The organism is Pseudomonas sp. CCNWLW23 (assembly GCF_037095675.1).
GTDB lineage: Bacteria > Pseudomonadota > Gammaproteobacteria > Pseudomonadales > Pseudomonadaceae > Aquipseudomonas > Aquipseudomonas atacamensis.
This window is the reverse complement of the sequence record NZ_JBAWKM010000014.1, coordinates 142,474-158,987: the sequence shown is the minus strand read 5'-3', so window position 1 is coordinate 158,987 and position 16,514 is coordinate 142,474. Positions and strand designations below refer to the sequence as shown.

Below are 16,514 nucleotides of genomic sequence, written 5' to 3'. Positions count from 1 at the left end.
CTACGAAAAAACGCCAACTTCGCAAGAAGTTGGCGTTTTTTTATGCCTGCGATTTACCGCGCTTGAGCCAAGCAGGCGTGCGCGTTGCCGAAGCACCGCGCACGCCGGTCACTCAGTGCGGTGCGCGCGGGATGGTTTTCATCAGGTCTTCAGGGCTGATGTGGCCGACCACGCTGCCCGGCTGCGGCAGGTTGAGGATGTGGCCTTTCATCTTGCCGATGATGTGCATCTCGCACGGCTTGCAATCGAACTTCAGCGTCAGCACTTCATCGCCGTGGATCAACTGCATCGGCGCGACCTTGGTACGCACACCGGTAACGCCTTTGGCCTGTTTCGGGCACAGGTTGAAGGAGAACCGCAGGCAGTGCTTGGTGATCATCACCGGCACTTCGCCCGGCTCTTCGTGAGCTTCGTACGCCGCGTCGATCAGCTTGACGCCGTGACGGTGGTAGAAGTCGCGCGCCTTCTGGTTGTAGACGTTGGCGAGGAAGGTCAGGTGCGAATCCGGGTACACCGGCGGCGGCGTGGTTTCGGCCTTGCGGCTGCCACGCGGATGCGCGGCGACACGTGCCGCAGTCAGCGCTTCGATGACTTCACGACGCAGGGACTTGAGCTGCGAGTTGGGAATGAAGAACGCTTGCGGCGCATCCAGCTTGATGTCGGTGGCGTGATACTGCGTGGTGCCGAGCTGGCCGAGCAGGTCGCGCAATTGCTCCAGCGCTTGCTCAGGCTTGTTGGCAACACCAAACGGCCCGTTGAGGGTAACGCTGGCGCTGATGCCTTCTTCGCTGGTCGCGGTCACTTCCAGCTGTTCTTCGCGCAGACGAGCGAACCAGCTCAGGGCCACACGACGTTCCGAAGAGGTCTTCTGCAACGCCTGCTGCCAGTTGTGATCGAGGTTGCGATTCAACGGGTGGCTCGGACGCAGCTTGAACAGGCCTTCAGGCATTTCGTTCGGCTCGACGCGGTAGCGGTAGCGCTTCTCGCCGTCTTCTTCGAACTCGCCTTTGGCCTCGGCGATGTTGGCGCGGAAACCGACCACTTCGCGTTTGACCAGTACGTTCAGACCGTCACCGTTGGACAGCGGCTCATGGGTGACGACCTGCATGTCACGCTTGCCGACTTTTTCCACCGTACCGACCGGCAGGCCGGTGAAGGTTGGCGAATCGAAGGCGCCGATGTCGATCTTGCGATCAGTGACGAAATAATCGGTGCTGCCACGGTGGAAGGTCTTTTCCGGATCGGGCAGGAAAAAATGCACAGTACGGCCGCTGGAAGCGCGTGCCAGGTCCGGGCGGTCTTCAAGCACGTCGTCGAGGCGCTGGCGGTAATAGGCAGTGATGTTTTTCACATAGCCCATGTCCTTGTAGCGACCTTCGATCTTGAACGAACGCACGCCGGCCTCGACCAGTGCGCGGATGTTGGCGCTCTGGTTGTTGTCTTTCATCGACAGCAGGTGTTTTTCGTAGGCGATCACGCCACCCTTTTCATCCTTGAGGGTGTAGGGCAAGCGGCACGCCTGGGAGCAGTCGCCACGGTTGGCGCTGCGGCCGGTTTGCGCGTGAGAGATGTTGCACTGGCCGGAGAAGGCCACGCACAGCGCGCCGTGGATGAAGAACTCGATGGCGGCATCGGTTTCATCGGCGATGGCGCGGATTTCTTTCAGGTTCAGCTCACGGGCCAACACCAACTGGGAGAAACCGGCCTGATCGAGGAACTTCGCTCGCTCGAGGGTGCGGATGTCGGTCTGGGTCGAGGCGTGCAGCTCGATCGGCGGAATGTCCAGCTCCATCACGCCCAGATCCTGGACGATCAGCGCATCGACGCCAGCGTCATACAACTGATGGATCAGCTTGCGCGCCGGCTCCAGTTCGTTGTCGTGCAGGATGGTATTGATGGTGGTGAAGATACGCGCGTGGTAACGGCGGGCAAATTCGACCAGTCCGGCGATTTCGCTGACTTCGTTGCAGGCGTTGTGGCGTGCGCCGAAGCTCGGGCCGCCGATGTACACGGCGTCAGCGCCATGCAGGATGGCCTCGCGGGCAATGGCGACATCGCGGGCAGGGCTGAGCAATTCCAGGTGATGCTTGGGCAAGGACATAGTTTTTTTAGTCAGGCGGTCACGGGCAAGGGGCGCATTGTACCTGTGAAACACCAAGGCGGCACCAGCGTGCCGATATCAGGTACGAAGGACCTAGCACAATACGAGGCAATGCATAACTGTAAAGTCTGTCAGTTGTCCGCCCGCGTCCAAAGCGTGAACATCAGGTGGGAGCGGGAAAGTCGCTCTGGCCTATATCACGCAAGACATTGGAGATTAATATCATGAAAGGTAATAACGCCTTCGCGACGATTGGTATCTCGGATTTCGCGTCGTTTAAATCTCGTCCTCGGAAGACGGCCGAGGTGTATTACAAAGCGGTCGTTTCACCCAATCATCCGGGCATTGGCAAGCCAATATTCTCCGCTACTCGGCATCTTTATTTCGGCACAAAGGAAACGTTCAGCGTTATTGGTCAATATTTTACGGACGAGGTGGGTGAGATCATTTCATTTGTGATAGATCGCTCCCTTACGGACGGTACGCATGAAGTTGGCGGGTTCGGAAGTCCCGTGGCGGGAGTGATGACTATGTCGCATGAAATTTTATATGCGAAAACAGGAACGATAGAGTTTGCGCGCAAACACGAAGAAGGTACCGATTCGATTACGGCAACATTCAATTTTGAAGTCGAGCACCGCGGGCAAACATACCGGGTATCAGAAGGTAAACTGTTTGTTGTAGCTAGCGGTCCACTTTGAGTTTTGTGAATAGACCGTTGACGCTAATTCGCTCAACGGGCGAGCCAGCGCTTGCCAAACGGCCCCATCCTGGTGGCTGCTGTGTTTGGCGCGCGCCCTTGAGTATTTCACTGCGTATGTCACACCTCTGAATCGTGGAGGCAGCCTACGCAGTATTTCCGTAAATCAGCCTTTCGCCGCCATCGCCGTCACTTCCACACGCATCCCCTCAACCGCCAGCGAGGCCACGCCTACCGCCGCCCGCACCGGCCAAGGCTTGGCGAAATAGCGTTTGTACACTTCATTGAAAGCCCCGCGATCGCCCATGTCGGTGAGGTAAATGGTCAGGTGCAGCACCCGGTCCATCGAACTGCCGGCACGTTCCAGTGCGACTTTCAGTGCTTGCAGGGTGCACTCGCTCTGCTCGGTGATGCCGCCGAGTTCCAGGCTGCCATCGGCGCGGGTTGGAATCTGCGTGGAAATCATGATGCCGCCGAAGGTGGCAACGTCGGAAGAAATCGAATCGGTGTCGGGATCCGGCGTGAAAATGATGTCTTGATTGGCCATGGGCATCTCTTGTGTGAGTGAATGAAGATTGCGGCAGTTTACAGATTCCCTCCGGCCATGGCCCGGTCAGGTACCGCAACACGTTTGTATAAGCATGTATCAACCCCCAGCCGATACACATGGCAACACCAAACTGCGCCTTCGAGACACATCCGCCCTACATGCCGAGCCCAAAGTAGCCCTCACACCAACACTACGCTCAAGAGGGCATCACCATGTACCGTCCACTGTTTCTGGCTTCTGCCGTTGTCTTCGCCTCCCTGACCGGCTTCGCCCATGCGGCGGATGCGCCGGCAACGAGCTGGCAGAAAGGTCTGAGCCGCACCGATCTGGTTCGTCAGGATCTCGGCGCTGACAATCGCGAAGTGATTCAGGCGCGTATCGATTTCGACGCTGGCGTCACTTCACCTCGGCATGCTCATCCCGGCGTGGAAGTCGCCTATGTCATCAGCGGCACGTTCGAGTATCAGCTCGAAGGGCGGGCGCCGGTGATACTCAAGGCCGGCGATTCGTTGTTCATTCCGGCGGGCGTTGCGCATGTGGCCAAAAACGTTGGCAACGAGAAAGGCGTCGAACTGGCCACTTACGTCGTCCCGAAAGGCGAGCCCCTGCTGATCCTCAAGCCATGAGGCGCCAGTCCGCTATTTCGAGCGCGGCTTGCTCATCGCGCGCTTGATGCGCATCCAGTCCTGATAGGCCGCCGTTCGTTTGGCGTCGGCCATAGCCTTGGCTTCGCTGAAACGGGCCCAGGCTTCAGGATTGTCCGTGTCGTTCTCGATGATTCTGTAAGCCGCTTCTTCGAGCAGATCGGCCTCGCGGAACATCGAGGCATTCTCCGCCATCTCGTCATCCCACGAGCGGCCGAAACCGAATTTCAATGTGCGTTCTGTCATTTCACGTGATCCTCCTCCCAGACCAGAGGTACTGATTCTCGCCATTGCACCTCGGTCACGCCAAAGCGTTCCGCCATCGGTTTGGAAAAACGTTTCAACGGAGGTCGGCCGGGGCGGGGGATGGGCGCGATACCCGCGTCACAACTTGCCCACTGCCACGCTTCGGCATTGTTCATGGTTTTTGTGCGAATGACGAATGACCTGGGCTTCCCGTGAAGCAGGTAATCAATCACGTACAAATCCTCTCCGCTCATACATTTCCTCCGGCTGTTAAGAAGAGGGATATCTGGCGAAATGAATAATTCAGAGAAATTGAAACGGGCGTGATGACCGGCTGGTTGGGCGCTTTGCAGGCCTGTACGGCAGATCGATTCTGTACAAGTTCGTCTGGAATTTTTGGCTGAATTGACGCCTGTTAAGACAGGAACGCGCCCGCTACGACGCGTTATCAAGTGGGACGATCAGGAGTAGATGCAGGAGCAGACAAAGTCCGCGTGAACCTCGGTGTTTTCAATCGCCGTGATAAGGCCTGAATGCATGGCTTCTTCAGGATTGATGATGCGCGGCGCTGCTGTCAGATATTTCTCTGTCTCCAGCGCATTTTTTCCGTTGCTCGTACGCTCGGCGACAATCTGGGCGTAGAGGTGCAAGTCGTAATCCAGGCTCATGGCGTATTCCGACATGCGCGAATGATCGACCGAACCTTGCAGGTGCCAATGAAATGGGTGAAACAGAAATTTGCTGTGGGTACAGGCGGTGCGGCGCTGGCCGGCCAGAAAGACAATGTTGCCCATCGATTCGACTGTTCCCAAATTGTGGGTGTGCACCGGAATAGGTAGGGCCAGCAGGAAGTTATACATGGTGAAACCGTAACTGCATTCGCCGCCCATGGTGGCGATGTTGACGATCAGTCGCGGTGCATCTTCCTTTACGGCGAGCGAGGCTTTATCGATCAATTGGCCGCACGTCGAGGCATTGATCGGGCCGGTGAAGTTGATGACATGAACAGGCATGGCGATTCCCTCGGCTGGTCAGGACTCCTAAGCAATAGCTGTAATTTCGCTTGAATGAAAGTGGGCAGGGGAGCCGCGCTCCCCTGCACCCGACGCATCAACTGTTGCGCCCGCCACCATGGCTGTTTTGACCACCTTTGTGTCCAGCTTCAGAGGCTTTTTCCCGATCGTTGGCAAAGTTGCCGCCGCTGCTCTGGCCGCCCTTGCTGCCAGCTTCGGACGCTCTGTCCCGATCATTGGCAAAATTGCCACCGCTGTTCTGGCCACCTTTGCTCCCGGCTTCGGAGGCGCGCTCAGGATCATTCTTGAAGTTGCCGCCACTGTTCTGGCCGCCTTTACTGCCGATTTCCTGATAGAACTCTTTATCGTGCGAAGCCGAAGTGGCATCACCACCTTTCTTGCCTGCTTCGTTAACCGACATGCTGCCTTGTTGTTTATCTTGTGCCATTTCAAACTTCCTCATTTTCTCTATATAGGCACTCGGCGAATCAAGGATGCACAAACTACGTGCCGTCGTTGTTCGCGAAATGCTCATAAAGTTTACTGATGTCGTTTGCTTTAGTTGGTCTGGCTTGTCTTGTGACTACAAGTTAGACCTTTGTGCTAAGAGGAGCGCTCATAAGTCGGCGTTGTATCCGGTGTCCGGGAGTTTTCAGAATTTACTGCAAGTTCCCGGCGTTCATAACATTCCTGCTGAACACTTTCCCGGTGCCTTGGACTGATTTGCTGTCGTTCGACACAAGGTGACACCGACGCACTGTCCGACCTGGTCACGTGCGAACTGCGCGCTGCTTCGGGATACACTTCCGCTCCCTTGTTTCGTTGCACTTCGCCTCGTGCAAAAGCCGATACCGTTCTCATGATTACGCTCCATCAGCTGATTTCAAAGGGCAGCGAGGCTGCCCTTGTACCGCTTGCTCAGGACTTGCGACCGCCGCCGTGGCTGTTCTGCCCGCCTTTGCGGCCAGCCTCGGATGCTTTTTCACGATCATTGGCAAAGTTGCCGCCCGACGACTGACCGCCTTTCTTGCCGGCTTCAGATGCCTTTTCACGATCGTTTGCGAAGTTACCTGGATTTTTATTTCCTGTGGTCATGATAGCTCTCCGATATCAATTAACGTTTCGCTAGTTATGTCCGTTGTCGCACCGGACATCTACTCCGATTACGAGCCGGCGAAAAATGTTTTGAAAATTTTTCCTCAGGCCGATGAACGGTAACTTTGTGATGAAACTTATACAGCCTGCTGTTTTCTGCGCCGCTTCGTATAACTTTTCAAGTTGCTGGTTGATGTGCAAGAGAGGTTGGAGTTTGTTACCGCTTCGCTTCGGATTTCTGACCATTTGTCGGTGCGAAGTTGAACTGTAATCGGCTGAAACTAGAGTCTGTTAAGTGTATGTATATAACTATTCTGAGGACATTGAGATGACCAATCATCACAAGGATCAACCGTTCGCTGAAGACCCACAGAAAATCAAGGAAGCCGGCAAGAAAGGCGAGAGTTCAGTCAACGTGAAAGTTGATCGGGCCGAGAAGGCACGCGTCGGCGGGCAGCACAGCCATGGAGGCGGCCGTACCGGCAAGGGCGACTGAGTCGGTCGGAAAAGTACCAATCGGCGTCCTCTCTGCGCCGATGCAGAGAGGACCTCTACGCTGAGGCCTATCTGAACCGTGGCAACGGCCGGTCGATCGGTTTGAGCGTCGAGAGCGTATCGCGAATCAGCGGCGCATCTTTTTCGATGTCGTGCAGCCGGTCGCGAATGCGCAACGCTGTCGGATGCCCGCCCTGATGATCAACCCAGTCGGCAATTTCTTTACAGGCGGCTGCGAGGCGCGCCTGGCGGGCGTCGAGCAGGGTGAGGAGGGTGGTGATGGACTCTTTTTCGGACATGAAACACCTCCGTTCGCTGAAACGGCTGAGTTGCAACAAAAAGTCCGCGTGGCGCGAACCTTCAGATCAACTATAGAAGACCTGTGTGATCGTGCAAAAAATACCCAGTTCAACTCGTCGGCGAAACGTTTGTAGGAGCGAGCGTTACGCTGGAGATCAAGACGCCTCGCTTACCTCACACATCCGTTCGAGAAACATCGCCAAGGCTACTTCCCCGGCGCGCAGGCCTTTGCGCACTCGCGGGCGGGGCAGTTCGGCAAGGGCGCCGAGCATGAAATGTTCGAGCACGGCAGGGTGGATGTAGCACTTGCGGCATACCGCCGGCGTGTTGCCCAGCTGTTTGGCGACGTTCTTCACCGCTTCGACCACATGGCGCTTGGCTTCGGTTTCCGACTCATGCTGCAACTCGCGCAGCACCGACAACGCCAGGGCGCTGCCCGCCCAGGTGCGATAGTCCTTGGCGGTGAACGCCGCGCCGGTGAGCTTTTGCAGATAGGCATTGACGTCGGAGGAGGTGACGGTGTGCCGTTCGCCATTTTCATCAAGATACTGAAACAGGTTTTGCCCGGGAATTTCCAGGCAGCGCTTGATGATTCGCGCCAGGCGGCGGTCCTTAACGGTGATCTGATGCTCAATGCCGCTCTTGCCACGGAACTGGAACAGGATCGCGCTGCCGTTGACCTCGACATGCCGACTGCGCAACGTGGTCAAACCGTAAGAGCGATTGTCCCGTGCGTATTGGGTATTGCCGACGCGGATCAGCGTGGCGTCGAGCAAGGTAATCACCGTGGCCATGACCTTGTCGCGGCTGAAGCCCGGCTCATCAAGCAGCGCCTCGAGCTTGCGCCGCAGTTTGGGCAGGGCCATGCCGAAGTCGCGCAGGCGCGAGTATTTGTCGGCGTCGCGCACTTCGCGCCAGCGCGCGTGGTAACGGTATTGCTTGCGCCCGCGCGCATCGCGGCCGGTGGCTTGCAGATGGCCGCACGGATCAGCGCAGATCCACACATCGGTGTAGGCCGGTGGTACCGCGAGGGCGTTGATGCGTTTGATTTCGTCCGGGTCGGTGATGCGCTGGCCCGATGGTTCGAAATAGACGAACTTGCCGCGCAGTTTTTTCCGGGTGATACCAGGCTGAGTGTCATCGACATAATGCAGATCGGCGGGCAGAGCATCTGTCAGCACGGTATCGGGCATGGCGGTTTCCTTCGGTCATACGGCAGTCTGTAACTGATTGACCGCAGGCGCCGGCCGTCGTGCCGAATGATTTACGCGAGCACCGCCACCGCCTTGATCTGCGCCCACAGCCGCTGGCCCGGATGCACGCCCAGTTGATCACGCGAGAAGCGGGTGATCCGCGCCAGCAGCGGCGTGCCGCCGGCATCGAGGCGGATCAGCACATGGGCACTGTTGTCAGCGGCCTGTTCGCTGACGACCGTAACGGGCAGACGATTGAGAATGCTGCTGGCTGCATCATTGTTCAGCGCCAGGCTGATGTCGCGCGCGTGCACTTTGCAGCGCAGAGCCTGGCCCACGGCCATCGGCGCATGGGTGACGCGAATGTTCATTGCAGTGGCCGGCAGTTGCAGGCTGAGCAATTGATAGGTGGCGTCGTAGGCGCTGACCTGGCCTTCGATGATTACCCCGGCGTCATCGCCCATTGCCAAGGGCAGATCCAGGCGTGCGAGGGTCTCGCCGATCGGGCCGCTGGCGAGGGCTTTGCCATCACGGAGCAATACCAAATGATCGGCCAGACGCGCGACTTCATCCTGCGCATGGCTGACGTACAGCAGCGGAATATCCAGTTCGTCATGCAGGCGTTGCAGGTACGGCAAGATTTCGCTTTTGCGCCGACTGTCGAGAGCCGCCAGCGGTTCGTCCATCAGCAACAGTTTCGGGCTGGTCAGCAGGGCGCGGGCGATGCCGACGCGCTGTCGTTCGCCGCCGGACAGATGCTGTGGATGACGCTCGAGCAAATGGCTGATACCGAGCAGTTCTGTGGCCTGGTTCATATCGACCCGGCGTTGCGACTTGGCGATGCGTTTGAGACCAAACTCCAGATTGGCCAGCACCGACAGATGCGGGAACAGGCTGGCTTCCTGAAACACATAGCCAAGCGCACGTTTATGCGGCGGGACGAAAATGCCCTTGGCACTGTCCTGCCAGATCTCGTCGTTGATCTGCACAAAACCCTGCTCGGCGCGCTCCAGCCCGGCGATGCAGCGCAGACAGGTGGTTTTGCCCGAGCCGGAATCACCAAACAGCGCCGTGACGCCCCGGCCCGGCACTTGCAGATCGACATCCAGTTCAAACCCCGGATAAGTGCGTTTCAGGCGTACATCAATCATCGATCAGCTCCAGCCTGCGCGGGTCTTGCGGCTGGAGTACAGCGCCAGCAACACCAGAAACGAAAACACCAGCATCGCCGCAGACAGCCAGTGCGCCTGGGCATACTCCAGCGCTTCGACATGGTCGTAAATCTGCACCGAAACCACGCGGGTCTTGTCGGGAATGTTGCCGCCGATCATCAGCACCACGCCGAATTCACCCACGGTGTGGGCGAAGCCGAGGATCGCTGCGGTGATGAAGCCGGGGCGCGCCAGCGGCAGGATCACGCTGAAGAACGTGTCCCAGGGATTGGCGCGCAAGGTCGCCGCGACTTCGAGCGGGCGGGTGCCAATCGCCGAGAAAGCGTTTTGCAGCGGTTGCACCACGAACGGCATGGAGTAGATCACCGAACCGATGACCAGCCCGGTGAAACTGAACGTCAGCGTGCCCAGCCCCAACCATTGAGTGAACTGGCCGAGAAAACCGTGCGGCCCCAGCGCCAGCAACAGATAAAAGCCGATCACCGTCGGCGGCAGCACCAGCGGCAGGGCGACGATGGCGCCGATCGGCCCGCGCAACCACGACGAGGTGCGCGATAGCCACAGCGCGATCGGCGTGCCGATCAGCAGCAGGATCGCAGTGGTCAGTGACGCCAGTTTCAGGGTCAGCCAGATCGCGGCGAAGTCGGCACTGGTCAGTGACATTTACAGTTCATATCCGAAGGATTTGATCACCGCAGCGGCTTTCGGCCCCTTGAGGTAATCGACCAGGGCCTTGGCAGCGGCGCTGTCCTTGCCTTTGTTCAAGATCACCGCGTCTTGTTTGATCGAATCATGCAGGGTGGCCGGAACAATCCATGCTGAGCCGCTGCTCACCTTGCCGTCCTTGTAGATTTGCGACAGGGCGACGAAGCCCAGTTCGGCGTTGCCGGTGGAGACAAACTGGTAGGCCTGCGTGATGTTCTGGCCTTCAACGATTTTGCTTTTCGTGGCTTCGCTCAACTGGAGTTTTTCCAGCACCTGGGTGGCGGCGAGACCGTATGGCGCTGCTTTTGGATTGGCGATCGCAAGGTGTTGGTATTGGTTGGTTTTCAACACTTCGCCCTGCGCATCTACGTAGCCTTCTTTCGCTGACCACAGCGCTAGCGTGCCGATGGCGTAGGTGAAGCGCGAACCTTTGACGGTTTCGCCTTCCTGCTCAAGCTTTGCCGGGGTCGCGTCGTCAGCTGCGAGAAACACTTGGAACGGTGCGCCATTCTTGATCTGGGTGTAGAACTGGCCGGTTGCACCATAGGCGGCGACCAGTTTGTGGCCGGTGTCTTTTTCGAAGTCGGCAGCGATGGCCTGGATTGGCGCGGTGAAGTTGGCGGCGACCGCCACTTGCACTTCGTCAGCCTGCGCGGTGCCCATGCTGAACATTGCAAGGAGTGAAGCGAAGCAGGCAGGGGCGAGGCGTGTGGCAGCAAGTGTCATGTAAAGGCTCCGTGATCCGCGGTAAATGCTTTGCTTTGGATAACGCCGATACACGGGCGCAATCGCTGTATACGGAAATATATAGCGATACGTCGCCAAGTGGCGAGGGAATAAATCCGCTCGCCGCGTAAATTCAATGACGGTTGAGTTTCGCCAAGGCGCCTTCGGCGAGTTGCCGGGTCAGTTCAGCGCTGCCGATATCCTTGCCGAGCGTCAGCGCCTGTCCGGCCCAGAGGTTGGCAAAATCGGCGTCATCCTTGGCCCGCAGCGGCATCAGCGCACCGCCAGCCAAGGGGAAGGCCGGCGCCTGCGCTGACATCGGGCCGAGTTCACGCATCGCCCGATTGACAATGCCCCGCGCCGGACGTCCGGTAAAAATGTTGGTGATGGCGGTCTGGCTTTCCTTGGCGGTGCGCAGGGCCTTGTGGTGTGAGGCGCTGACTTTGGCTTCCGGCGTGAACAGGTACGCCGTGCCGACTTGCACCGCCGATGCGCCGAGCATGAAAGCTGCGGCAACGCCTCGCGCATCGCTGATCGCGCCCGCCGCGATCACCGGCACTTTCACCGCGTCGACCACCTGCGGCACCAGGGCGAAGGTGCCGACCTGGGTGCTCAGATCATCGCTGAGAAACATCCCGCGATGGCCACCGGCCTCATAACCCATGGCGATAATCGCATCGCAGCCGTGTTGCTCCAGCCAGATCGCTTCTTCGACCGTAGTCGCAGACGAAAGGATTTTCGCCCCGGTCGCCTTGACCCGATCGAGCAGATTTTTCTCCGGCAGCCCGAAATGAAAACTCACCACTTCGGGACGGAATTCTTCGAGCACGGCACACGCGGCCTCGTCAAACGGTGCGCGATTGGACACCGGCGTCGGCGCCTCGAAATCGGCACCGAGTTCGCGGTAGTAAGGTTCGAGCAGATTTTTCCAGTCCCGGGCTCTCTGTTCATCTGGCGCCGGTGGCTGGTGGCAGAAGAAATTGACGTTGAACGGCTTGGTGGTGTGCTGGCGAATCGTCTTCAGTTCTTCGCGCAGTTGCTCGCTGCTCAGCATCGCTGCCGGCATTGAACCGAGGCCGCCAGCATTGCACACGGCAATCACCATCGAAGAGTTGGTCGCCCCGGCCATCGGGCCCTGGATGATCGGCAGTTCGATCCCGAGAAGATCAAGGATGCGGGTGTCTGGCCACTGGCTCATATAGCAAATCTCCGAACGATGAAACGGGCAGGGACGGCACGCGTTTTTTAACAGCAAACCCGGATGCGGGGCCAGTCTGAAATTCTGAACATCACGTGCAGTTTTTCAGCGTCGGTGCGGGTGGCTTGGCGAAAGTCGAGTGTGGCAATGTGTTGCGATGTGCTATTTCAACGCATGCTTGTTTCAAATCATTTTCGAGAGGCCGTCATGTTCAATGCCATTCTGATCGACAAAGACGACAGCGGTTATCGCGCCAATCTGCAGCAAATCGATGAGCAGCAACTGCCCGAAGGCAACGTCAGCGTGAACGTGGCTTACAGCACCCTGAATTTCAAGGACGGCCTGGCGATTACCGGCAGCAGTCCGGTGGTACGCAAGTTTCCCATGGTGCCGGGGATCGATCTGGCGGGGACTGTCGAGTCCAGTTCCCATGCGGATTTCAAGGCGGGCGATCGGGTGCTGCTCAACGGTTGGGGCGTCGGTGAAAGCCACTGGGGCGGACTGGCGCAAAAGGCCCGGCTCAACGGTGACTGGCTGATTCCACTGCCCGAAGCTTTCACCCCGGCGCAAGCCATGGCCATCGGCACCGCCGGCTACACGGCGATGCTGTGCATTCTGGCGCTGGAGCGCCATGGCGTGACGCCGGATCACGGTGAAGTGTTGGTCACCGGCGCCAACGGCGGGGTCGGCAGCTTTGCCATTGCCTTGCTCAGCAAGTTGGGATACCGCGTGGTGGCATCCACCGGCCGCGTGTCCGAGCATGAATATCTGGAGCAATTGGGCGCTGCCGAAATCATCGATCGCGCCACCTTGTCCGAACCGGGCAAGCCATTGGCGAAGGAGCGTTGGGCGGCGGTGGTCGATTCGGTCGGCAGCCATACATTGGCCAACGCTTGCGCCAGCACGCGTTCGGAAGGCGTGGTTGCGGCATGCGGGTTGGCGCAAGGCATGGATTTCCCGGCCTCGGTAGCGCCGTTCATTCTGCGCGGCGTGACGCTGGCTGGAGTCAACAGCGTGACCCAGCCCAAAGCACGCCGTATCGAGGCCTGGGAACGACTGGCCAGGGATCTGGATTTCTCTTTATTGCAGCTGATCAGTCAGGAAATCAGCCTGAGCGAAGCCCTTGAGGCTGCGCCCAAACTGCTTGCCGGGCAACTGCGGGGCAGGGTGGTGGTCGACGTCAATCGTTGAGTTCGCGCTCAAGCAGTTGGCGTTTGCGCTCGACGCCCCAGCGGTAGCCGGAAAGGTTGCCATCGCTGCGTACCACGCGGTGGCAGGGAATCGCCACCGCCAGGCGGTTGGCCCCGCAAGCCTGGGCCACCGCACGCATCGAAGTCGGCGCGCCGATACGTTGCGCGATTTCGGCATAACTGGCGGTGCGGCCTGCGGGAATCTCCCGCAGCGCCTGCCAGACGCGCTCCTGAAACGCGGTGCCGCGTATATCCAGCGGCAAGTTCAGGCCTTTCGCCGGTGCTTCGACAAAGCCGACGACGCTGGCAATCAACTGTTCAAATTCGCGGTCGGCGCCGATCAGGTTGGCCTTGCGAAACTGATCCTGCAGGTTGCAGACCAGTTGATGCGGATCGTCGCCGAGCAGAATCGCGCAGATCCCACGTTCGCTTTGCGCCACCAGAATCGCCCCAAGCGAGCATTGGCCAACGGCAAAGCGAATGTCGTTGTTCTGCCCGGCGGCGCGGTAATCGGTGGGCTTCATGCCCAGCAGTTGATCGGCTGATTCGTAAAAACGGCTGTTGGAATTGAATCCGGCGTCATACAGCGCGTCGGTCACCGAGCCGCCGTCCGCCAGGCGCGCACGCAGCTTGCGTGAACGATTCGCCATGGCGTAAGCCTTGGGCGTCAGGCCTGTCGCAGCTTTGAATACTCGATGGAAATGAAAAGGGCTGAGGCCGGCGCTCGCCGCGAGGCTGTCGAGCGCGGGCAATGTCTCGCACGCTTCGATTTGCCGGCAGGCCGCTGCGATGATCGCCGCGTGCTGCGCGTCATTCTGGTCCTTGCTGGCGCGTTTGCTTGCCCGGTATCCCGCTGCTTCGGCCATTTCGGCGGTGTCGAAAAACTCGACATTCTGCGGTTTGGGCAGGCGCGCAAGGCTGCTCGGTCGGCAATAAACGCCGGTGGTTTTTACTGCGTAGACAAACTGCCCGTCCGCACGCGGATCGCGCGCAACCACGGCAGCCCAGCGTGGATCGTCTTCAGTTCTGATCGTCTTCGAAAGCGTGTCCATGAGAGGGAATCCGTTGACCTGTTTGAGTCAGGTTAACCAGCATCGTAACCCGCGACACTCCGCGCCTTGCGGTCAAACTTTTACTGATCGCCAGCAACGCGGAAGGTGATGTTGATGCGCCGTTCGCCCAAGAGCGGGTGATGGCCGGGTTTGATTGGCAGCACGCCGTGATAGCGCAGACGGTCCACGCCGCCCCAGACCACCATGTCGCCATGCAGCAGCGGGATGCGCCGGGTTTTATCGCTGCGTTCAAAACCGCCAAACAGAAACATCGCCGGCAACCCCAGCGACAACGAAACGATGGGCGCGGCATAACCCTTTTCGTCCTTGTCCTGATGCAGCGACATCTTGGCGCCGGGGACGTATTGGTTGATCAGGCAGGAGTCGGCCTGAAAACCCGGGAAGCCGGCGCGTTCCGCCGCCTCGTGGGCCAAATCGGCAAACACCGCCGGCATCGATGGCCACGGAAAGCCGCTGAGTGGATCTACGCTGGAATAGCGGTAACCGCTGCGATCAGTGATCCAGCCCAACTGCCCGCAACTGCTGGTGCCGACCGACATGCTGAAACCGCCGGGCGTGACCATGTGGCGTAGCGGGGCGGCGACAAGAATGGCTTCGAGCTCGGTCAGCAGTTGCTCGACCCGTGACAAGGCAAAACCGCGCAGCACCCACGATTGCTCGCCGATCTGCTCGGCGCGTGGTTGCTGCACGGGTTCGTTGTCGGCGAACAGGTCGAACGTGGTTGGGTGCATGGTGTTGGTTACAGCGCTTTGCTGACTTTGATCTCACTGAGTTCTTCGTCAGCGTGCATTTTCTTCAGCGCCGCTTTCGCTTCCTCGTCAGTGCCGGTTTCCAGTTCGGCGAACTCGAAACGCTGTTCACCGTCCAGTTTGTACTTGATCACGTATTTGGTTTTTTGCGCCACGGTCATGTTTCCCTTTCAGAATAGGCTGTGCGTCTCAGCTCAGTTTGGTGCTGGAGCGACGGATGATCTTGATCGAGTGGGTCAGCGTCGGCTTGCGCGTGACGCTGATTGCGCGGCGGTTGACGGTGTCGATGGTGATGTTCCAGAAGCCGGTGCTCGGTGCGGTGATGCGTGCCGGAAACGTGTCGAACGCGCCGCCGTGGTAGGTGTGACGGCCGCCGTTTTTGAAGCTGCGGAAGTTGGCGTCGTTCATCAAACGGATGTTGCACATCTGCGAGCATTGAATGACGACGATGTCGTCTTCGTTGAGGTGCTCGCGCTGGTGAATGAATTTCATGGCGCCTCCAGAAGGGCTTTTTCTACTAAATCAAAACGATAGCTTGTCGATGGGCGCAGTTTATCAGCCCGCACGGGTTATTATCTGGCCGTCGGGCGTTGCTTTGACAAATTTTGAACAGAACTTCGCCACGGCAGGCGGGTTAAATGCACAAGGCCCCGGAGAAAAGCGGCATTTGTGCTGTCGGACGGTCTTTAACGGAGGATTTATATGAAGTGGGGTGTGGTGTGTGTGCCGTTGATTCTGGCGATGGCCGGTTGTGCAAATGTTTCCGAAATCAATGAAACACTGCCAACCATGAGCGTGATCTCCGGCAAAAAACCCCAGGAGTATGCGCAGTGTCTGACCGACAAGCTCGCTGACAGTCGTGGTGCGTTGCAAGTCCAGCCGCAGAAGGACGGTGTACGAGTCATCGTTCCCGGCAAACTTTCGTCAGGCCCGGCAGCCGTGTTTGATATCGAGGATCGCGCCGGCGGCAGCAGCATCAAGCTGCATGAGCGCATGTCCAACGTGCCGGTTCGCCCTCGCGATGTACAGAAAGCCGCGAACGCCTGTATTTCCGGCTGATAGACTAGCGAACATCAGCACCCGATGCCGTCACAGTCCTGCTGTGGCGGCATTGTCATTTATGGAGTCGCGATGAAGCGAGAGCATGTGCGGGAGCGCCACGCAGAGGGCCTTATCTCTGCCACCCATGTCATCCAGAACCCGGCGAATCCCGGTGAATGGATCGTGTTTTTCAAGAAGAGTGCAGGTCGCAGCTATTTTTTGGTGGATGACAATGACGAAGTCGAGTCCTTCAATCGCCTCGACGATCTGATCGAGGTCGTCCGTGGCCTCGGGATCAAGTTCGCCGAAATCCACATGTAAGG

General features: G+C 58.6%; 23 protein-coding genes. 6 read left to right on the top strand and 17 right to left on the bottom strand.

What is annotated here, in order from left to right; translation table 11 throughout:
• Positions 1-112: 112 nt before the first annotated feature.
• Complete coding sequence (locus V8J63_RS18555) at positions 113-2,101, bottom strand: peptidase U32 family protein (RefSeq protein WP_130886943.1); 1,989 nt, start codon at positions 2,099-2,101, stop codon at positions 113-115.
• Between the two features lie 224 nt (positions 2,102-2,325).
• Here V8J63_RS18555 and V8J63_RS18550 point away from each other — a divergent pair, with 224 nt between their 5' ends.
• Complete coding sequence (locus V8J63_RS18550) at positions 2,326-2,802, top strand: hypothetical protein (RefSeq protein ID WP_122698153.1); 477 nt, start codon at positions 2,326-2,328, stop codon at positions 2,800-2,802.
• Between the two features lie 165 nt (positions 2,803-2,967).
• Here the strand turns inward: V8J63_RS18550 and V8J63_RS18545 are convergent, their stop codons facing one another.
• Positions 2,968-3,348 (bottom strand): RidA family protein, encoded by a 381-nt coding sequence (locus V8J63_RS18545; RefSeq protein WP_016774944.1) that lies wholly within the window; start codon positions 3,346-3,348, stop codon positions 2,968-2,970.
• A gap of 215 nt (positions 3,349-3,563) precedes the next feature.
• Here V8J63_RS18545 and V8J63_RS18540 point away from each other — a divergent pair, with 215 nt between their 5' ends.
• The gene (locus V8J63_RS18540; RefSeq protein WP_016774943.1) at positions 3,564-3,977 is read left to right on the top strand and encodes a cupin domain-containing protein; all 414 of its coding nucleotides are present in this window, start codon (positions 3,564-3,566) and stop codon (positions 3,975-3,977) included.
• Positions 3,978-3,989: 12 nt separating this feature from the next.
• Here V8J63_RS18540 and V8J63_RS18535 read toward each other — a convergent pair whose 3' ends face one another.
• The 5 genes from V8J63_RS18535 to V8J63_RS18515 all read right to left on the bottom strand — a co-directional run bounded on the left by V8J63_RS18535 (position 3,990) and on the right by V8J63_RS18515 (position 6,349).
• On the bottom strand, positions 3,990-4,241 hold the full coding sequence (locus V8J63_RS18535; protein ID WP_024013135.1) for a hypothetical protein: 252 nt from the start codon (positions 4,239-4,241) through the stop codon (positions 3,990-3,992).
• Complete coding sequence (locus V8J63_RS18530) at positions 4,238-4,495, bottom strand: DUF6555 family protein (protein WP_016774941.1); 258 nt, start codon at positions 4,493-4,495, stop codon at positions 4,238-4,240. Before V8J63_RS18530 ends, V8J63_RS18535 begins: the two co-directional genes overlap by 4 nt.
• 207 nt (positions 4,496-4,702) lie before the next feature.
• Positions 4,703-5,254, bottom strand: coding sequence for an ATP-dependent Clp protease proteolytic subunit (locus V8J63_RS18525; protein ID WP_016774940.1), 552 nt, complete (start codon positions 5,252-5,254; stop codon positions 4,703-4,705).
• Positions 5,255-5,351: 97 nt separating this feature from the next.
• The gene (locus tag V8J63_RS18520) at positions 5,352-5,702 is read right to left on the bottom strand and encodes a general stress protein (RefSeq protein WP_016774939.1); all 351 of its coding nucleotides are present in this window, start codon (positions 5,700-5,702) and stop codon (positions 5,352-5,354) included.
• A 470-nt stretch (positions 5,703-6,172) separates the two neighbouring features.
• Complete coding sequence (locus V8J63_RS18515) at positions 6,173-6,349, bottom strand: general stress protein (RefSeq protein ID WP_016774938.1); 177 nt, start codon at positions 6,347-6,349, stop codon at positions 6,173-6,175.
• A 328-nt stretch (positions 6,350-6,677) separates the two neighbouring features.
• Between V8J63_RS18515 and V8J63_RS18510 the strand changes: the two genes are divergently transcribed.
• Positions 6,678-6,845: a general stress protein gene (locus V8J63_RS18510; protein ID WP_016774937.1), complete on the top strand. Its 168-nt coding sequence runs from the start codon at positions 6,678-6,680 to the stop codon at positions 6,843-6,845.
• A 67-nt stretch (positions 6,846-6,912) separates the two neighbouring features.
• Here V8J63_RS18510 and V8J63_RS18505 read toward each other — a convergent pair whose 3' ends face one another.
• The 6 genes from V8J63_RS18505 to V8J63_RS18480 form a co-directional block, all read right to left on the bottom strand.
• Positions 6,913-7,143 (bottom strand): hypothetical protein, encoded by a 231-nt coding sequence (locus V8J63_RS18505; RefSeq protein ID WP_016774936.1) that lies wholly within the window; start codon positions 7,141-7,143, stop codon positions 6,913-6,915.
• Positions 7,144-7,299: 156 nt separating this feature from the next.
• Positions 7,300-8,337 (bottom strand): DNA topoisomerase IB, encoded by a 1,038-nt coding sequence (locus tag V8J63_RS18500; protein ID WP_336464468.1) that lies wholly within the window; start codon positions 8,335-8,337, stop codon positions 7,300-7,302.
• Positions 8,338-8,408: 71 nt separating this feature from the next.
• A complete protein-coding gene (gene modC / locus V8J63_RS18495; protein WP_336464467.1) occupies positions 8,409-9,488 on the bottom strand; it encodes a molybdenum ABC transporter ATP-binding protein in 1,080 nt (359 codons plus the stop codon).
• Positions 9,489-9,491: 3 nt separating this feature from the next.
• A complete protein-coding gene (gene modB, locus V8J63_RS18490) occupies positions 9,492-10,172 on the bottom strand; it encodes a molybdate ABC transporter permease subunit (protein ID WP_125927562.1) in 681 nt (226 codons plus the stop codon).
• On the bottom strand, positions 10,173-10,886 hold the full coding sequence (modA, locus tag V8J63_RS18485) for a molybdate ABC transporter substrate-binding protein (RefSeq protein WP_260466561.1): 714 nt from the start codon (positions 10,884-10,886) through the stop codon (positions 10,173-10,175). It abuts the gene before it with no gap.
• Between the two features lie 187 nt (positions 10,887-11,073).
• A complete protein-coding gene (locus tag V8J63_RS18480) occupies positions 11,074-12,138 on the bottom strand; it encodes an NAD(P)H-dependent flavin oxidoreductase (RefSeq protein ID WP_125927564.1) in 1,065 nt (354 codons plus the stop codon).
• A gap of 207 nt (positions 12,139-12,345) precedes the next feature.
• Between V8J63_RS18480 and acuI the strand changes: the two genes are divergently transcribed.
• A complete protein-coding gene (acuI, locus tag V8J63_RS18475; protein ID WP_336464466.1) occupies positions 12,346-13,329 on the top strand; it encodes an acrylyl-CoA reductase (NADPH) in 984 nt (327 codons plus the stop codon).
• On the opposite strand, the gene ada is transcribed toward acuI, so the two are convergent.
• The 4 genes from ada to V8J63_RS18455 form a co-directional block, all read right to left on the bottom strand.
• Positions 13,319-14,380 carry a bifunctional DNA-binding transcriptional regulator/O6-methylguanine-DNA methyltransferase Ada gene (gene ada / locus V8J63_RS18470; RefSeq protein ID WP_130886936.1) on the bottom strand — a complete coding sequence of 354 codons (1,062 nt, stop codon included), beginning with the start codon at positions 14,378-14,380 and terminating at the stop codon, positions 13,319-13,321. The genes acuI and ada overlap by 11 nt on opposite strands.
• 80 nt (positions 14,381-14,460) lie before the next feature.
• Positions 14,461-15,132, bottom strand: coding sequence for a DNA oxidative demethylase AlkB (gene alkB, locus V8J63_RS18465; RefSeq protein ID WP_336464465.1), 672 nt, complete (start codon positions 15,130-15,132; stop codon positions 14,461-14,463).
• A gap of 8 nt (positions 15,133-15,140) precedes the next feature.
• Positions 15,141-15,311: a hypothetical protein gene (locus tag V8J63_RS18460; RefSeq protein ID WP_024013125.1), complete on the bottom strand. Its 171-nt coding sequence runs from the start codon at positions 15,309-15,311 to the stop codon at positions 15,141-15,143.
• Positions 15,312-15,339: 28 nt separating this feature from the next.
• Positions 15,340-15,642, bottom strand: coding sequence for a DUF1883 domain-containing protein (locus V8J63_RS18455; protein ID WP_007912251.1), 303 nt, complete (start codon positions 15,640-15,642; stop codon positions 15,340-15,342).
• 210 nt (positions 15,643-15,852) lie between these two features.
• Here V8J63_RS18455 and V8J63_RS18450 point away from each other — a divergent pair, with 210 nt between their 5' ends.
• Together V8J63_RS18450 and V8J63_RS18445 are read left to right on the top strand one after the other, a co-directional pair.
• Entirely contained in the window at positions 15,853-16,209 is a 357-nt protein-coding gene (locus V8J63_RS18450) for a hypothetical protein (RefSeq protein ID WP_016774925.1), read from the top strand.
• A gap of 72 nt (positions 16,210-16,281) precedes the next feature.
• A complete protein-coding gene (locus tag V8J63_RS18445; RefSeq protein ID WP_016774924.1) occupies positions 16,282-16,512 on the top strand; it encodes a hypothetical protein in 231 nt (76 codons plus the stop codon).
• Positions 16,513-16,514: the final 2 nt, after the last annotated feature.

What these genes read in the sequence shown, in the direction of transcription:
- V8J63_RS18555 (WP_130886943.1), bottom strand. Translation starts at nt 2,101, where the DNA reads ATGTCCTTGCCCAAGCATCACCTGGAATTGCTCAGCCCTGCCCGCGAT.
- V8J63_RS18550 (WP_122698153.1), top strand. Translation starts at nt 2,326, where the DNA reads ATGAAAGGTAATAACGCCTTCGCGACGATTGGTATCTCGGATTTCGCG.
- V8J63_RS18545 (WP_016774944.1), bottom strand. Translation starts at nt 3,348, where the DNA reads ATGGCCAATCAAGACATCATTTTCACGCCGGATCCCGACACCGATTCG.
- V8J63_RS18540 (WP_016774943.1), top strand. Translation starts at nt 3,564, where the DNA reads ATGTACCGTCCACTGTTTCTGGCTTCTGCCGTTGTCTTCGCCTCCCTG.
- V8J63_RS18535 (WP_024013135.1), bottom strand. Translation starts at nt 4,241, where the DNA reads ATGACAGAACGCACATTGAAATTCGGTTTCGGCCGCTCGTGGGATGAC.
- V8J63_RS18530 (WP_016774941.1), bottom strand. Translation starts at nt 4,495, where the DNA reads ATGAGCGGAGAGGATTTGTACGTGATTGATTACCTGCTTCACGGGAAG.
- V8J63_RS18525 (WP_016774940.1), bottom strand. Translation starts at nt 5,254, where the DNA reads ATGCCTGTTCATGTCATCAACTTCACCGGCCCGATCAATGCCTCGACG.
- V8J63_RS18520 (WP_016774939.1), bottom strand. Translation starts at nt 5,702, where the DNA reads ATGGCACAAGATAAACAACAAGGCAGCATGTCGGTTAACGAAGCAGGC.
- V8J63_RS18515 (WP_016774938.1), bottom strand. Translation starts at nt 6,349, where the DNA reads ATGACCACAGGAAATAAAAATCCAGGTAACTTCGCAAACGATCGTGAA.
- V8J63_RS18510 (WP_016774937.1), top strand. Translation starts at nt 6,678, where the DNA reads ATGACCAATCATCACAAGGATCAACCGTTCGCTGAAGACCCACAGAAA.
- V8J63_RS18505 (WP_016774936.1), bottom strand. Translation starts at nt 7,143, where the DNA reads ATGTCCGAAAAAGAGTCCATCACCACCCTCCTCACCCTGCTCGACGCC.
- V8J63_RS18500 (WP_336464468.1), bottom strand. Translation starts at nt 8,337, where the DNA reads ATGCCCGATACCGTGCTGACAGATGCTCTGCCCGCCGATCTGCATTAT.
- modC (WP_336464467.1), bottom strand. Translation starts at nt 9,488, where the DNA reads ATGATTGATGTACGCCTGAAACGCACTTATCCGGGGTTTGAACTGGAT.
- modB (WP_125927562.1), bottom strand. Translation starts at nt 10,172, where the DNA reads ATGTCACTGACCAGTGCCGACTTCGCCGCGATCTGGCTGACCCTGAAA.
- modA (WP_260466561.1), bottom strand. Translation starts at nt 10,886, where the DNA reads ATGTTCAGCATGGGCACCGCGCAGGCTGACGAAGTGCAAGTGGCGGTC.
- V8J63_RS18480 (WP_125927564.1), bottom strand. Translation starts at nt 12,138, where the DNA reads ATGAGCCAGTGGCCAGACACCCGCATCCTTGATCTTCTCGGGATCGAA.
- acuI (WP_336464466.1), top strand. Translation starts at nt 12,346, where the DNA reads ATGTTCAATGCCATTCTGATCGACAAAGACGACAGCGGTTATCGCGCC.
- ada (WP_130886936.1), bottom strand. Translation starts at nt 14,380, where the DNA reads ATGGACACGCTTTCGAAGACGATCAGAACTGAAGACGATCCACGCTGG.
- alkB (WP_336464465.1), bottom strand. Translation starts at nt 15,132, where the DNA reads ATGCACCCAACCACGTTCGACCTGTTCGCCGACAACGAACCCGTGCAG.
- V8J63_RS18460 (WP_024013125.1), bottom strand. Translation starts at nt 15,311, where the DNA reads ATGACCGTGGCGCAAAAAACCAAATACGTGATCAAGTACAAACTGGAC.
- V8J63_RS18455 (WP_007912251.1), bottom strand. Translation starts at nt 15,642, where the DNA reads ATGAAATTCATTCACCAGCGCGAGCACCTCAACGAAGACGACATCGTC.
- V8J63_RS18450 (WP_016774925.1), top strand. Translation starts at nt 15,853, where the DNA reads ATGAAGTGGGGTGTGGTGTGTGTGCCGTTGATTCTGGCGATGGCCGGT.
- V8J63_RS18445 (WP_016774924.1), top strand. Translation starts at nt 16,282, where the DNA reads ATGAAGCGAGAGCATGTGCGGGAGCGCCACGCAGAGGGCCTTATCTCT.